This window comes from Acetobacterium sp. MES1 (genome assembly GCF_002237635.1).
Lineage (GTDB): Bacteria > Bacillota > Clostridia > Eubacteriales > Eubacteriaceae > Acetobacterium > Acetobacterium wieringae.
Window position 1 is genome coordinate 58181 of record NZ_MJUY01000057.1, and the last position, 14506, is coordinate 72686.

At 42.5% G+C, this 14506-nt stretch carries 14 protein-coding genes and 1 tRNA gene; 10 read left to right on the forward strand and 5 right to left on the reverse strand.

Annotated features, from left to right (window positions below):
• Window positions 1-25 precede the first annotated feature (25 nt).
• The 3 genes from cas7i to cas6 are packed head-to-tail and all read right to left on the reverse strand — an operon-like array spanning window position 26 to window position 3130.
• Window positions 26-910, reverse strand: a complete 885-nt coding sequence (cas7i, locus tag BI182_RS15700) for a type I-B CRISPR-associated protein Cas7/Cst2/DevR (RefSeq protein ID WP_286809252.1) — start codon at window positions 908-910, stop codon at window positions 26-28.
• Entirely contained in the window at window positions 907-2373 is a 1467-nt protein-coding gene (cas8a1, locus tag BI182_RS15705; protein ID WP_286809253.1) for a type I CRISPR-associated protein Cas8a1/Csx8, read from the reverse strand. The genes cas7i and cas8a1 overlap by 4 nt, the downstream gene beginning before the upstream one ends.
• Window positions 2374-2386: 13 nt before the next feature.
• Window positions 2387-3130 carry a CRISPR-associated endoribonuclease Cas6 gene (gene cas6, locus BI182_RS15710; RefSeq protein ID WP_286809255.1) on the reverse strand — a complete coding sequence of 248 codons (744 nt, stop codon included), beginning with the start codon at window positions 3128-3130 and terminating at the stop codon, window positions 2387-2389.
• A gap of 465 nt (window positions 3131-3595) precedes the next feature.
• Here cas6 and BI182_RS15715 point away from each other — a divergent pair, with 465 nt between their 5' ends.
• A complete protein-coding gene (locus BI182_RS15715) occupies window positions 3596-3895 on the forward strand; it encodes a DUF2442 domain-containing protein (RefSeq protein WP_286809257.1) in 300 nt (99 codons plus the stop codon).
• A gap of 93 nt (window positions 3896-3988) precedes the next feature.
• Here BI182_RS15715 and BI182_RS15720 read toward each other — a convergent pair whose 3' ends face one another.
• Complete coding sequence (locus tag BI182_RS15720) at window positions 3989-4129, reverse strand: phage holin family protein (RefSeq protein ID WP_148636394.1); 141 nt, start codon at window positions 4127-4129, stop codon at window positions 3989-3991.
• A 434-nt stretch (window positions 4130-4563) separates the two neighbouring features.
• Here BI182_RS15720 and BI182_RS15725 point away from each other — a divergent pair, with 434 nt between their 5' ends.
• Window positions 4564-6126, forward strand: coding sequence for a sensor domain-containing protein (locus BI182_RS15725; protein ID WP_286809259.1), 1563 nt, complete (start codon window positions 4564-4566; stop codon window positions 6124-6126).
• 62 nt (window positions 6127-6188) lie between these two features.
• On the opposite strand, the gene BI182_RS15730 is transcribed toward BI182_RS15725, so the two are convergent.
• Window positions 6189-6265 (reverse strand) — tRNA-Pro (locus BI182_RS15730).
• Between the two features lie 192 nt (window positions 6266-6457).
• On the opposite strand from BI182_RS15730, the gene rlmH reads away from it, so the two are divergent.
• From rlmH to BI182_RS15770, 8 genes are all read left to right on the forward strand, one after another.
• Window positions 6458-6937 carry a 23S rRNA (pseudouridine(1915)-N(3))-methyltransferase RlmH gene (rlmH, locus tag BI182_RS15735; RefSeq protein WP_070371127.1) on the forward strand — a complete coding sequence of 160 codons (480 nt, stop codon included), beginning with the start codon at window positions 6458-6460 and terminating at the stop codon, window positions 6935-6937.
• A 31-nt stretch (window positions 6938-6968) separates the two neighbouring features.
• Window positions 6969-7853, forward strand: a complete 885-nt coding sequence (gene hslO, locus BI182_RS15740; protein WP_148636391.1) for an Hsp33 family molecular chaperone HslO — start codon at window positions 6969-6971, stop codon at window positions 7851-7853.
• Window position 7854: 1 nt separating this feature from the next.
• Window positions 7855-9393, forward strand: a complete 1539-nt coding sequence (gene malQ / locus BI182_RS15745; RefSeq protein WP_286809262.1) for a 4-alpha-glucanotransferase — start codon at window positions 7855-7857, stop codon at window positions 9391-9393.
• Between the two features lie 208 nt (window positions 9394-9601).
• Entirely contained in the window at window positions 9602-10771 is a 1170-nt protein-coding gene (locus BI182_RS15750) for an ABC transporter substrate-binding protein (protein ID WP_070371124.1), read from the forward strand.
• A 196-nt stretch (window positions 10772-10967) separates the two neighbouring features.
• Window positions 10968-11861: a branched-chain amino acid ABC transporter permease gene (locus tag BI182_RS15755; RefSeq protein ID WP_070371226.1), complete on the forward strand. Its 894-nt coding sequence runs from the start codon at window positions 10968-10970 to the stop codon at window positions 11859-11861.
• A gap of 14 nt (window positions 11862-11875) precedes the next feature.
• The gene (locus BI182_RS15760) at window positions 11876-12979 is read left to right on the forward strand and encodes a branched-chain amino acid ABC transporter permease (RefSeq protein WP_148636389.1); all 1104 of its coding nucleotides are present in this window, start codon (window positions 11876-11878) and stop codon (window positions 12977-12979) included.
• The gene (locus BI182_RS15765; protein WP_070371122.1) at window positions 12979-13782 is read left to right on the forward strand and encodes an ABC transporter ATP-binding protein; all 804 of its coding nucleotides are present in this window, start codon (window positions 12979-12981) and stop codon (window positions 13780-13782) included. The genes BI182_RS15760 and BI182_RS15765 overlap by 1 nt, the downstream gene beginning before the upstream one ends.
• Window positions 13769-14482 (forward strand): ABC transporter ATP-binding protein, encoded by a 714-nt coding sequence (locus BI182_RS15770; RefSeq protein WP_070371121.1) that lies wholly within the window; start codon window positions 13769-13771, stop codon window positions 14480-14482. Before BI182_RS15765 ends, BI182_RS15770 begins: the two co-directional genes overlap by 14 nt.
• Window positions 14483-14506 lie beyond the last annotated feature (24 nt).

Sequence of the window (14506 nt, forward strand, 5' to 3'; positions counted from 1 at the left end):
TCACCTTCTTTCTAGCTGTTTGTCATCACACCCCATACCAGGCATCGATTTCTTTGTATAAATCGCCAAAGAATGCTGTCATCGATTTCGGCTTTAACTGTTTCACAATTTCATCCTCATTTAAAAACTCTTTGCCTTTAAGTAAACCACAGCTAAATCCTTTTTCCAGCTTACCGATTAAATCTTCACTTAATTCCAGATTTTCGCCTTGGACCCTAACCACATTTTCAAAGTAATGGGTTTTACGGGGTGACATGCCACCCACGATAAAAATTGGTTCAGCATTGTCCAGGTTTCCTTTGACAACCAGACTCAAATTTTCAACGGTTTCGACAATGGCTTTCACGCGTGCTGCCTTTTCTTCAGAGCTGGCTTCATTGTTAAAATTTTCATCCTTGCCAACCATTTCCAGATCAATGGTTAAGCTATATACTTTTAATGATTTATCATACTCATACTGATATGGCATTAAACCTGCGGGATTATCTTTTGTCTTTTCCTGTAAATTAATTCCTTTCTGCCGTGCTTCAGTACTGGCCAAATAAAGGTTATTGTGGAAACGGGTCTCATTGACAAAGTTATCGGTTGAAATCGCATCAGTAAGATAGAAGGAGCTCTTACGGATATAGGTCGTTCCTTTGGTGCTCATATAACCACCCTCCAGTGCCTTACAATTGGCGGCGTTTAAATCTTCGGTTACCAATTTTTGTGTAGCACCGTCGACTTCTGTCTGGAGATCATCATATAAACCACTTTGTACCATTATCGCATTTTTTAAGCTTTCACGACTCCGTATCGAATAGACTTTTTTATTCTTGAATACTTTTTGCACACTGGAAATATTTCCCAAACCTTCTGAGTAATTGGCGGTCATATTTGCCACAATCGTTAGTGTTAATGCTTTTTTCATGCTTGTGTTCCTCCTTCATTTTTTGTCTTATAATCAGTCTCGTTTCGCAATGCATTGATAAATGTATAGGCAATGTCTTTATTGTTTTCAAAATCTTCAAATAAATCATAGGCAAAATTAAACGAAACATCTGAATAATTGGATAATTGTAAAAGGATCTGACAAACCCGATCATAATCCTTAAAGACAATTGCGCTGGTTAATTTTTGGCGATAGGATTCAATTTTATTAGTCGGTATTTTTTTTACCACTTCTTTGGCACAGGCATAAGCGCCACTCATTTTCTTTTTCATCATTTCTCCCCCCCTGCGGATTAACCAATTAATCTCAATAAACTGACTTATTAAATAATCATTGCCGTTTTTTTGTTTTAAGAACAGCTCGATGAGTTCATCGGTTAATATTAAATTTAAAATACAATTGGTCACTTTTTCCTGAATATCGATGTAGTAATTGTCATTGATTTTTAAAGAAAAACAAAATGACTTGTAATTAATAAAATCAATTTTACCCATGGTTTTTAAAATTTTCATACTTTCTTTACGGATATAGAGGGTTTCAAAAAAATCACGTTCCCGATTTTTGTAAATCACTTCTACATCTTCATCGATAAAACCCGCCGAATGAATAATACTGTTGAACAAGGAAGAACGGACATTCTGATTATTGTTTTTGTTTTCATCATGATCTTTTTGGATCTGATGACTTAAAAAGGTATGCGTCTGTTTTAGCTGCTTTAATGAGCGATTGGCATTGATAAAAAACGCCTCCCGATCGCCATTAAAAGCGAAAGGAACCCAGTCAAAGAGAAGAGAATCTATTCCAGTTTTTGTTTTTGCATTGAAATTATAGGCACTTGAACGACCTTTTTTCCCCACATCGAGGGAATAACCTGTTAATCGGCAGCAGTCTCCACTTTCATTGCACAGTTGATAGGTATTGTTGTAATTGGCATAGAGATTTTTCTTATACCGGAAACTCTCTTTGGTTAAATGATCCCTGTTTTCTTCGATAGCTGTCAGAATCTCCTGCTTGTTCTGACCATCAAACTTCATTTTGCTAAAAACACTTTTCATCACAGTATTTCCCGCTAACCATGAATTGATTTCTTTCAATTCGTCGTCATTAAACTGCGATTTCTTCAGCTGTTCCTGGATCAGCAGTGGGTATAAGTCTTTTGAATAAATTTTTCTAACAAAATCAAAATAGCTTGCTTCTGTCAAAAGCGCTTTTGCAAAACATAGATATTCAAAACCTGTTTCACTTTCATACACAATTAGCGCCTGATCCGGTAAATCTTTTACTATCTCTACTTCATTGAGCAATTCAACTTCTTTTTCAACAATCGGAATTGCCAGAAAGTCAAAATACTTCATCAATCCCAAAGCCGCAGCCGAATAACGCCACTCGTTAGCTGACAATTTAATGTAGGTTTTTTCGTTAATTATAAATGCTTCAATCACCTTGAACCTCCTTTCAGAACAAATCCTGGGCAATTAATTCAAGTAGTCCAAAACCAGCACTGTGACGGGAACCCATTCCGGCATCATAAAAATACTGAAGCAAGTCAGCCTCTGCTTCGAATTGAAACAACCCTGTCGAAACAGGTATAAAGCGGTTATAATGCTTAACTGGCACAATTTTGCAATTTAAAGGTTTACATTTTAAGTTCTCGGCTTTGTTTTCTCCCAATCCTGCCCGGACAGCCTGGTTAATCAGGACCATTTTCAACTTCTCAAGAAATAAATCATCATTATGGACGTAATAATTGTCGGTATTTTGTACCCGGTCATGGTCTCTGATACAAAGACCCGAACCCATTGCGGTCTGAAAAATAACTCTATTGGTGATTATCTTTTCGATCTTTTTTTCATGAATGGCAACAAGTTTCATTTCATTGCTGTTCGGTAATGGAAATGGCTTATTTTTCTGGGCAATAAAAGCTGCATACATAATAAGGGCAACCTTATCCTGATCAACAGCCGAAAATAAAACTTTCAACTGGGGTTTACCCAATATAATTTTTTCCTTTTGAAAATCAGGTCTATTAAATACGATCGAGAATGAAAACGACTTTGCAATGGTATCCTTATAAAAGCGATCAAAATACTCACCGCCTTTTGCTTCAGACAGTGACTTTTTTATAAAAGATATCATGATCTTCCGGTAATCCAATGGAAATTCCAAATTTTTTAAATTAAAATATAATTCGAGTTTCAATAGATTTCACCTCCTTTAATCCTAAACAGCTCAATACGTCCCAAAGAAGACGGCTGTTATAAACTGATCGTTTTAGCAAGCTCTTACATAACAAAACCCTCCTTAAGAATTTATACTTCTAATTTATAACTTTAATGCCGAACTTTTTTCAGCACAATGCAAATGATAATTAATCATTTAGATTTAATTATTTTTAACTTTATCTTAACATATCTTTTTATTATGACAAATTATTTTTCAACTTTTTTGTTTGATTTTCATTTTTTTATTATTATATCTTTATTGTTGTGCCATATGTGGGATAGGTTCTCATAATTTTCGCAATTTTTAAATAATTCTACATAATTTCTTTTAAGGTTATTTATCTAACCGATTGCGCTGCTTAAAACCTCGGCGTAACCATAATCCTATTGAGAAAAAACAGCCACTACATTATAATCAAGGTAAATAGAGGAGGTTACGACCATGTATATTATCAACGACATCGCTTACGCCGGGGAACCTCCGCCGATGCTGAAAATCAAGTCGGTGCGACCGCTTGGCGACTACCGTTTGTGGGTGTGCTTTAGCACCGATGAAACAAAAATTTTTGATTTTAAACCCTTGCTGGATGACCCCGTCTTTATCCCCCTCAAAGACAAGGCCGTGTTCGAGCAGGTGTATGTCGACTATGGTGTGGCCGTATGGAATGATGGCGATATTGATATTGCCCCAGAAAAACTCAATGCCGACGGGATTGCGGTCAACGACGCTGAAATTGCCTGAACGCTTTCACTTAAGCTTATTTAAATAACTGCCAAACAAAAAAACAGCGACCCGACATCGCTGTTTTTTAATTGCTTTTTTTATTTGCTTTCCCTACTCCCGCTCCTCCCCCAGCTCCGCCACCACCTGTCTCAGCCGTTTGGGGATCGGCACCCCCAGGGCACCGAGGTTTTCGATGATGCTTAAGCCTTCATTGGAGAGGTAGAAGAAGATCATCGCCGAACGCAGGGGCACACCGTGTGCGCCCGGGTTGACGGTTTTAAGAAAACAGGTTGAAAGGGTTAGGGCTGCTTTTTCCGGTTAACTGATTACCGAAAACGAATCACCAATTTTAACAATTTGTCAAAAAATGTTTCCCTACCTTTACAATGGCTTGATACCGCCAGATCATACTACAGTTCCCGGCCGTCCCGGAGGCATTTAATCTGAACGATGCCCGGCCTATAAAAATTGAGCATCAAAAGATTGTCGTTTGCACAGCTCGCATTTTTACAGTTTCATCAGCTGACTCAACCATTTGTATTCCACCGTTTCCGGTTTAATATGCCAGACCTGATTGCCATTAATCACCCTCGTCATAACCTTTTTCTGATAAAGATGGTTTTTTAGGGTATACTATACCCTATCAGCAGACGATCAAACGGACTGAAATAAAAAGGAGGTGCCCGATGAAAAATGACACTGCACCCAACACAAAGTTATCCACCAACGTGATCCGGATCACCGTGATTGCTCTGGCCATTAATGCCCTGGACTATTTTTTAATCCGCAACCTGTTTTCTGACGTTGCCAACCCTACTATTTTTTACGGTCTTGGTTTTATGGTGCTGTTTATGCCAGTGCTCGCTGTTTATCTGCACCGACAACAAAAAAGCGCTAATCCGGAGGACAACGACCAGCCTGACAGCTGTGAAATCGATAAAACTGCTTTAACCCGTGAAATTGATGAAAGTGAAGCCCGCTATCGGGTTCTGGTCGAAAACTCACCGGCAGGCATTATCACCTGTGACCTCGACGGTAACATCACCACCGTCAATCCGGCTACCCTGAAACTACTGGGATCGCCTTCCGCACAAGCCACCAAACAGATCAATGTGTTTACCTTCGGGCCCTTGGTTGAATGCGGTATCGCTGGCAGTCTGAAAAAAAGTCTGGAAACCGGAGAAATCGTCACCTGCGAAACTTTCTATACCACCAAATGGGGCAAAAAGGTTTATATGCGGATGCATTGTGCCCCGCTTCACAGCTTTTCCGGTGCCATCGTCGGGGTTCAGGGAATTCTTGAGGATTTCACGGCTAATAAAAAAGCCCAGGATCAACTTAAGACCTATTATCACGTCATTGAGCACAGTCCGGTGGCGGTGCTCATCAGTGATAATAAAGGGCAGATTGAATACATTAATCCCAAATATGTTGAGCTGACCGGTTATACGCCGGATGACGTCCTCGGCAACAATGTCAGTATGTTATATGCCAGAGACCAAGCGTCAGCGGAATATTATCAAGAACTACTTCATGAGGTCCAGACGGGTAATGTCTGGCGTAGAGAAGCTTTTAATGTGCGCAAGAATGGCGAGGGTTACTGGGAGAATATTTCCGTCTCCCCGGTACTGGATGAAAATGGCCAAATTTATCATTTTGTTGTTTTGAAGGAAGATATCACCAAGCGCCGGGAGGAATCAGAAAAAGCAAAATACCTGGCCTATCATGACAGTCTGACCGGGTTGTCCAATCGCAGCCTTTTTTATGACCGACTGATGATAGCCGTGGCCAATGCCACCCGTTATCAGAGCCAGATGGCGGTCATGTTTCTGGACCTTGACGGCTTCAAGGAAATTAATGACACCTATGGACATGATACTGGCGACGACGTTTTAAAGGCCGTCGCCGAACAGCTCAAAACAGTCATGCGCAAAGGCGATACCGTCGCCAGAATGGGTGGTGATGAGTTCACCCTGATTGTTCCGGAGTTTGAAGATATAAGGGATGTGGAATTAGTGGCCGAAAAAATTCTTAAGTCGCTGCGTCAGCCCTTAACGGAAAAAGCACTACTGATTACCCCCAGCATCGGGATTGCCTTTTATCCCCAGCACGGCATCAATCATGAAGCCCTGTTAAGCCATGCCGACAAGGCCATGTATCAGGCCAAAAAACAGGGTAAAAATAATTATCAGATTTATGAACCGGATCAGGAAACCACAAATCCAGACCGGCACCAGTACAACACGTAGCCAATAAAACCAAACCCGCAAAAAAAAGACAGCCATCACTAGCTGTCTTAACTATTTTTTAATGGTCGGAGTGAGAGGATTTGAACCTCCGGCCTCATGGTCCCGAACCATGCGCTCTACCAAGCTGAGCCACACCCCGTAATATGTTGCATTTCCGACTCATATATTGTAAACTATAATAGATAAAAACACAATCATAAATTTAAATTTTTTCGATGTTAAGGAGGAACCCTACCATGCACAAAAGAAACCCACTCTATCGTGTTGGCGCATTGGTTTTAGTCGCCGTTATTGTTTTAAGTCTTCTTGTTGTTTACAGTTTCTAATCTGAATGAATATTCGCGTTATTGCTGTTGGAAAAATAAAAGAAAAATATTTAACCCAGGCTATTCAGGAATACACCAAACGACTAAGCGCCTATTGTCGCCTGGAATTAATCGAAGTTAAAGATGAGAAAATTCCAGAAAACGCCAGCGAAGCTCAGCGCCAAAAAGCCGTGGACAGTGAAGGACGCCGAGTTCTTTCTCATTTGAAAGATGATGAAATTCTGGCCACCCTGGAAATACAGGGCGATCAACTGGACTCACCAACTTTTGCCAGGAAAATCGAAAACTATGGCATTCAGGGAAAAAGCCAAATCACCTTTGTCATTGGCGGTTCCATCGGGCTTTCCCCTGAGATTACCAGTCGTTCACAATGGAAATGCTCCTTTTCTAAAATGACATTTCCCCACCAGTTATTTCGAGTGATGCTGTTAGAGCAAATCTATCGTTCCTTTAAGATAATCCGTGGCGAAACATATCATAAATAGCTAATTCAATTTAAACACTGAGAGGTAAAACATGCCGGACTATGTACTAAAAGCCACCGCCGGAAACGGACAGATTCGGGTCTTTGCGGCAACGACACAGGGACTCGCCGAAACCGCCCGTAAGCTTCATCACACCAGCCCAGTCGTTACCCAGGCATTGGGCCGATTATTGACTGCCGGTTCACTGATGGGGTCAATGATGAAAAATGCGGATGAACTGATCACTTTAAAAATCGCCAGTGATGGCCCACTCAGCGGCTTATTGGTAACCGCCGATGCCAGCGGCAATGTCAAAGGTTATCCCTATGTCAGTGATCTTTCTGACACCATGGAATCCCCCATGCCGGTTTCAGAAGCCATTGGCGATGGTGCCTTGAACATTTTAAAAGATATCGGTTTAAAAGAGCCTTATGTTGGTTATTCACCACTTGTCAGCGGTGAACTGGCCGAAGATTTAACTTATTATTATGCGCAATCTGAACAAATTCCCACCTCGGTTTCCCTAGGCGTTTTATTAAATGATGATGGCACAGTCCGACAGGCTGGGGGATTTATTATTCAATTAATGCCGGATACCGATGATGACGTGATTGATGCCCTGGAAGCAGCCCTGGCTGATACCCCATCTTTGACCAAACAGCTTGACGAAGGAAAAACGCTGGAAGAAATTATGGAAGGTCTGTTTAAACACCTGAACTTAAAGATTTCCAAAACAGAAATCACCCGGTTTATTTGTGATTGCTCCCGCCAGCGTATTACCAAAGCACTGATATCGATTGGAAAAAAAGATCTAATCGACATGATCGCAGATCAGGAAGATATCGAAATCAACTGTGACTTTTGTAAGGAAAAATATCTCTTTACCCCCGAAGACCTACAGTCCATCCTGGATCGCATCATAGAAAAAGAGGGTTGATATGGCTATAAAATCGCGCTCCAGTGGTGTCTTGATGCCAGTTCCCGCCTTACCGGGGGATTACGGCATCGGAACGTTAGGCAGTGATGCCCGCACTTTTGTTGACCTGCTTCAATCCATGGGCTTTGGCTACTGGCAAATTCTGCCAGTAGGTCCTGTGGACAGCTGTTTTTCGCCATATAAAAGTACATCCGCTTTTGCTGGTAATCCCCTTTTGATTGACCTTGAACGGTTATACCAATGGGGTTTATTAACTGCGGATGAACTGGCAACCGGTAAATCTACTGCTCCTGCTTACTCCATTAATTATCCCGATCTGATCTGCAATCGTCATTCTATTTTCAAGCTGGCTTTTTCTCGACTCACACCAAAGCAAAAAACAGACATTCAAAACTATGTCGAAGCCAACAGCGAGTGGCTTCCAGATTTTTCCTTATATACAGTTTTAGCCCAACATTATTCTGAAGAAGACTGGACTAAATGGGACAATCCGAATCTGGTAAAGCGAACGCCAGCCGCACTTTCCATCGCCCGATCTGACTTTTGTGAAGAGATTAATTTTCAGAATTTTCTCCAATACACCTATGCTAAACAATGGTCGGCTCTTAAAGATTATGCTAATACAAAAGCGATAAAAATTATCGGCGATATGCCCATATATGTTGCGCATACCAGTGCCGATGTGTGGTGCCATCCGGAGCTTTTCCTGTTGGACGAAAAAGGCTCTCCCATTGAAATTTCCGGGGTTCCTCCAGACTATTTTGCCAAAAACGGTCAACTATGGGGTAATCCATTATATCGTTGGGATGTGATGAAAAAAGACCACTATTCCTGGTGGATGCGACGGATAAAAAAAGCACTGGCGGATTTTGACATGGTTCGAATCGATCATTTTCGGGCCTTTTCTGCATATTGGTCAGTCCCGGCAAGTGAAGCAACTGCCAAAAATGGTCGTTGGATTCCCGGCCCGGCGATGGATTTCTTCAGGCAATTGGAAAAGACCTTTCCCAAACCGAGTATCATTGCTGAAGATCTGGGGCTTCAGGATGAAGACCTGGTCAAATTGTTAAAAGACACCGGTTTTCCCGGAATGCGGATCATGGAATTTGCCTTCATTGATGATTTGGATAATATTCATCTGCCCCATAACTACAGCGCCAATACCGTAGCCTACTCAGGGACCCATGACAATAATACACTACTGGGGACTTTTTTTGACTACACCCCGGAACATCGTCGTTATGCTTTTGACTACTGCGGCTACACTGAGGCCTGGGAAAACCAATGGCAGATCGGCGGCCACCAGAGTCCTTCCTGTCGGGCTTTTATCCGCACCCTTTTTCAGAGTGCTGCCAATTTAGTCATCCTGCCCATTCAAGATATTTGCGGATATGGCTGCGACACACGCATGAATGAACCCGGAACCACAGCGAATAACTGGGTTTTTCGAATGACCCGGGACGGTCTTTTACAAATCGATGTTGATTGGTACAATCGTATCAATCATCTCTATCATCGAAAAGCTCTGTCTGTCATCTGACTACGGACGATCTGATTTCCTGATTTTTTCTGCAAACCATTACTTTAGCGCGCTAATGCAATACTGCAGATTGTGTAAATCAGTGTCATTAAAACAAGTGTCCGTATGATTCAAACATTTCTTAATATAAACTTGCAATAAAAGTGTAAACTTTGGTATAATAGCCACAGGTAAAAATTAGGAAAAAAAGAAAAAGGAGGACTTTACCTTGAAAAAACCTTTATCAGTATTATTGTCTCTGGCTTTGGTCGTAACCATGGCCGCTGGTTGTTCTAGCGGAACAACAACAACTTCTTCTGGGGATAGCGACGTCATTAAAATTGGCGTATTCGAACCCTTAACCGGTGCAAATGCCGCTGGTGGCGAGCTGGAAGTTGAAGGGGTCGAATTGGCCAACAAATTGCGTCCAGAAGTATTAGGCAAAAAGGTTGAATTGGTCATTGCTGATAACAAATCAGACAAGGCTGAAGCAACAACTGCTGCTGCCCGTTTAATTGAAAAAGACAAGGTTGTTGCCATCTTAGGTTCCTGGGGATCTTCACTCTCCATTGCTGCTGGTGACGTTGTCAAAACAAACCAAATTCCTGCCGTTGCGCTTTCAGCAACCAATCCACAGGTTACCGCCGGAAATGATTACTACTTCCGTGTTTGCTTCCTTGATCCCTTCCAGGGAACGGTCATGGCCAACTATGCTTCTAAAAAACTGAATGCAAAAAAAGTTGCCATCATCCAGGAAGTTTCCAATGACTACTCAGTTGGCTTAGCTAAATTCTTTACCGATTCTTTTGTTAAACTAACTGGCGATCCAAATGCCATCGTAGCTACTGGTAATTACAATACTGGCGATCAGGATTTCAACGGAATCTTAACCAATATTAAAGCTGCCAATCCCGATGCCATTTTTGCTCCTGGTAATTTCACCGAATCCGCATTGATTATCAAACAGGCCCGTGCCCTTGGCATCACTGCTCCATTTATTGGTGGTGATACCTGGGAAACAAACGAATTCATCACCGTTGGTGGTGCTGATGTAGAAGGCGCAGTCATGTCAACATTCTTTGACGATACCAATCCACTGACAGAAGCCGGTAAAACATTTGTTGCCGAATACAAAAAAGCTTATCCTGACCGTGAAAACATTGCAGCTGTAACAGCCCTTGGTTATGACGGCTACATGATGACCCTGGATGCGATTGAGCGAGCCGGATCTGCTGATCCTGTTGCCATCCGTGACGCACTGGCGGCCACTAAAGACTTTGAAGGCGCTACTGGGATGATTACCATTGATGCCAATGGTGACGCTACTAAAAATGAAGCGATCATTAAAACCGTTAAAGATGGTAAATTCACCTACATGGATTCCGTTACAATTGACTAACAAAAGTCACAAATTACCATAAAGAAGTCATATTTTATGTGACTTCTTTTATGCGCAAGGGTGCGCAAAACAAAACGTACACTGTCTGTTTTGTTTGTGCTGCCTTCACAACAACTAACTTTGAGGGTATTTGTATGATCAGATACCCTCAATTTAAATTAAATGATATAACGAGGTTATAATTATGGTCGTTGGAATGACAATGGAAACATTCTTGCAGCAACTAATAAATGGTTTATCTCTTGGGAGTTTGTACGCGTTGATCGCCATCGGTTACACGATGGTTTATGGTATCTTAAGACTGATCAACTTTGCCCATGGCGATATCTTTATGATGGCTGCCTATTTCACATATTTTGGGATTGCCGTGTTCTTTCTTCCCTGGTATGTCACGTTTATTATTACAATTGGGTTAACCATTTTACTCGGTGTCACGATTGAACGGGTAGCCTATCGTCCGCTCCGTGATGCACCTAAAACATCACTATTAATTTCAGCGATTGGGGTATCATTTTTGCTTGAAAATGTTGCCACTTACTTATTTTCAGGAAAGCCACAAGCGTTTCCAGAATTCCCGCTTTTGACAACACCTTTCTTTATAGGCGGTTTGTCGATTCAACCGGTTTCTATTGTTATTCCAATTGTTGCGTTTATCTTGATGTCAGCACTACTTTTTATGATTAATAAAACCAAACTTGGTATGGCCATGCGGGCTGTCGCAGTCGATTATGATACCGCCAAACTCATGGGTATTAAGATCAATGGGGTCATTTCTTCAACCTTTGCCATCGGTTCTGCGCTAGCTGCCGTCGGTGCTATTTTATGGTGTATGAAATACCCATCGGTGTTACCCCTCATGGGCGTTGTTCCCGGATTAAAATGTTTTATTGCCGCCGTAATCGGTGGAATTGGTAATGTTAAAGGCGCCGTTCTTGGGGGCCTGATCCTCGGGTTTTCGGAAGTACTGATGGTCGCCTTCTTTCCAGCACTTACCGGTTACCGGGACGCCATCGCATTTGTCATCTTAATTATTATTCTGCTCTTTCTTCCCAATGGTCTCCTTGGTAAGAAACAAGTGGAAAAGGTTTAGGGGAGGTACCAAAAATGAACGAAACTCAAAACAGCCTCGGTGCCTACTTAAAACTTCACTGGAAAACAGCGGTTTTCTTAGTTGTTCTCCTGATTGGAATAGGTTTAGCCGATATTTTTGTTGATTCCTATATGCGTCGTTTACTGAATTTATGCGCAATTTATGTCATCGTCAGTTTGGCAATGAATCTGGTTAATGGTTTTACCGGTCAGTTTTCATTGGGACAGGCCGGTTTTATGGCGATCGGCGCCTATACTGTCGCCATCTTTACAGTGCCTGTTGAATCTCGTGCGGCCATTTTTTATCTGGAACCGATGGCGCCTTTCTTAGCTAACATCCAGTTGCCCTTTGTGGTGGCATTGATTCTGGGTGGTCTGGCTTCAGTGGTGGTGGCCTTCTTTATTGGCTCCCCCTGTCTACGGCTTCGGGGTGATTATCTGGCCATCGCAACTCTCGGGTTTTCGGAAATTATTCGTATTGTCTTTACCAATACGCAATCGATCACAAATGGCGCCCTGGGTATTAAGAGTATTCCCACCATCAGCAGTCTCTGGTGGACCTATGGAACCGCTCTGCTGATCATTATCGCAACCATTTTACTTGTTTACTCGTCCTATGGCCGGGCCTTCAAGTCCATCCGAGAGGACGAAATTGCTGCCGAAGCGATGGGGGTTGGGCTCTTTAAAACAAAGATGACTTCCTTCCTGATTGGAGCATTTTTTACTGGCATCGGTGGTGGATTATTCGCCGCCCTATTGGGTACTGTTGATCCCAAACAGTTTTATTTCACCCTGACGTATAACTTTTTGCTGATCATTGTCCTTGGTGGAATGGGCAGCATCTCCGGAACCATCATTGCCAGTTTCCTGGTTACACTGGGACAGGAAGCCCTGCGTTTTCTGGATGAGCCCATGGCCTTCGGCCTGGATCTGCCGATCTTTCGACCCGGTCTGCGAATGGTTGTATTTTCATTCCTGCTGATGATTATCGTACTTTTCTATCGCAAAGGCTTAATGGGTACCAATGAACTCACCTGGGATTTCATGGCGCAGAAATTCCAGTCCATCAAGAAAAAACTGAGCCGAAAAAAGACCTCGACTGAAGGAGGTGGCAAGTAATGAGTCTGCTTAGAACAGAAAATGTCATCATGCAGTTTGGCGGTGTTGTCGCCGTCAACGACTTAAATATCAATATTAAAAAGGGTGAACTGGCTGCCCTAATCGGACCCAATGGGGCCGGTAAAACCACTGCCTTTAATGTCATCACCGGGGTTTATACGCCCACCAGCGGCAAGGTTCTTTTTACCCCAACCGATAAAAGCGGCACCGCCACTGAAATTGATATTACCGGTAAAAAGCCGGATAAAATCACAGCTCTGGGTGTCGCCCGAACCTTTCAGAACATCCGCTTATTCAAGGAATTGTCTGTTCTTGAAAATGTTCAGGTTGCTACCCACTTAAATACTGATTATAGTTTTTTATCTGCGATTTTGAGAACCCCCAAAGCCCGGAAGGGCGAAGCTCAGGCTAAAGCCGACTGTGAATTTTTGCTGGAACGATTGGGACTTATTGATTTAAGAAATGAAAAAGCTTCATCGCTCCCCTATGGACAACAGCGGCATCTGGAAATTGCCCGGGCCTTGGCAACCAAGCCACAGTTACTGCTGCTTGATGAGCCAGCAGCCGGAATGAATCCTCAGGAAACTGATGAACTGACGGATCTGATTTTTAAACTGAAAACGGATTTTGATCTGACCATTTTTATGATTGAACATCATATGGATCTGGTCATGGAAATTTCTGATCATATCTATGTATTGGATTTTGGCTGTACCATCGCCAAAGGAACCCCAGATGAGGTTCAGAATAATCCTAAGGTTATTGAAGCATATTTGGGGGTAGACGCCGATGTTGAAGATTAGTAATTTACAGGTCGCTTATGGCGGTATTGAAGCGGTTAAGGGCATTGATCTGGAAGTGCCAGAAGGCAAAATCGTGACTCTGATCGGAGCCAATGGGGCGGGAAAAAGCACCACGCTGCGAGCCATTGTCAATTTGGTTAAATCAAAAGCTGGCAGCATCACCTATAACGGTGAAGAACTGCTGGGCCTTGATACCACCAAAGTCGTTGACAAGGGTATTACTCTGGTTCCGGAAGGACGGCATGTATTTCCCGATCTGACAGTGCTGGAAAATCTCAAGATTGGCGCTTATATGCGCAAGGATAATCTGGACGCCGACATCAAGCATATTTACAGTCTCTTCCCCCGGCTGGAAGAACGTTCCTGGCAGGCCGCAGGCACCTTATCCGGTGGCGAGCAGCAAATGCTTGCAGTTGGTCGGGCCATGATGAGCCGGCCAAAACTATTGATGATGGATGAACCATCCTTGGGTCTGGCCCCCTTGGTTGTTCAGGGTATTTTTGATATCATCGAGACCCTTAATAAAGAAGGAATGACCATTCTTTTAATTGAACAAAATGCCAATATGGCCCTTCGGGTCGCTGATTATGCCTACGTACTGGAAACAGGCAAGATTACCAAAGCTGGAACTGGCCGGGAACTACTGGCTGATGAAAGCATTAAAGAAGCCTATCTGGGCAAAAGCCAACGAAACAAATAAGAAAAACTCCAATTATTCAGTTTT

What these genes read in the sequence shown, in the direction of transcription:
- malQ (WP_286809262.1), top strand. Translation starts at nt 7,855, where the DNA reads ATGGCTATAAAATCGCGCTCCAGTGGTGTCTTGATGCCAGTTCCCGCC.
- BI182_RS15760 (WP_148636389.1), top strand. Translation starts at nt 11,876, where the DNA reads ATGAACGAAACTCAAAACAGCCTCGGTGCCTACTTAAAACTTCACTGG.
- BI182_RS15715 (WP_286809257.1), top strand. Translation starts at nt 3,596, where the DNA reads ATGTATATTATCAACGACATCGCTTACGCCGGGGAACCTCCGCCGATG.
- BI182_RS15770 (WP_070371121.1), top strand. Translation starts at nt 13,769, where the DNA reads ATGTTGAAGATTAGTAATTTACAGGTCGCTTATGGCGGTATTGAAGCG.
- hslO (WP_148636391.1), top strand. Translation starts at nt 6,969, where the DNA reads ATGCCGGACTATGTACTAAAAGCCACCGCCGGAAACGGACAGATTCGG.
- BI182_RS15725 (WP_286809259.1), top strand. Translation starts at nt 4,564, where the DNA reads ATGAAAAATGACACTGCACCCAACACAAAGTTATCCACCAACGTGATC.
- BI182_RS15765 (WP_070371122.1), top strand. Translation starts at nt 12,979, where the DNA reads ATGAGTCTGCTTAGAACAGAAAATGTCATCATGCAGTTTGGCGGTGTT.
- cas7i (WP_286809252.1), bottom strand. Translation starts at nt 910, where the DNA reads ATGAAAAAAGCATTAACACTAACGATTGTGGCAAATATGACCGCCAAT.
- BI182_RS15755 (WP_070371226.1), top strand. Translation starts at nt 10,968, where the DNA reads ATGACAATGGAAACATTCTTGCAGCAACTAATAAATGGTTTATCTCTT.
- rlmH (WP_070371127.1), top strand. Translation starts at nt 6,458, where the DNA reads ATGAATATTCGCGTTATTGCTGTTGGAAAAATAAAAGAAAAATATTTA.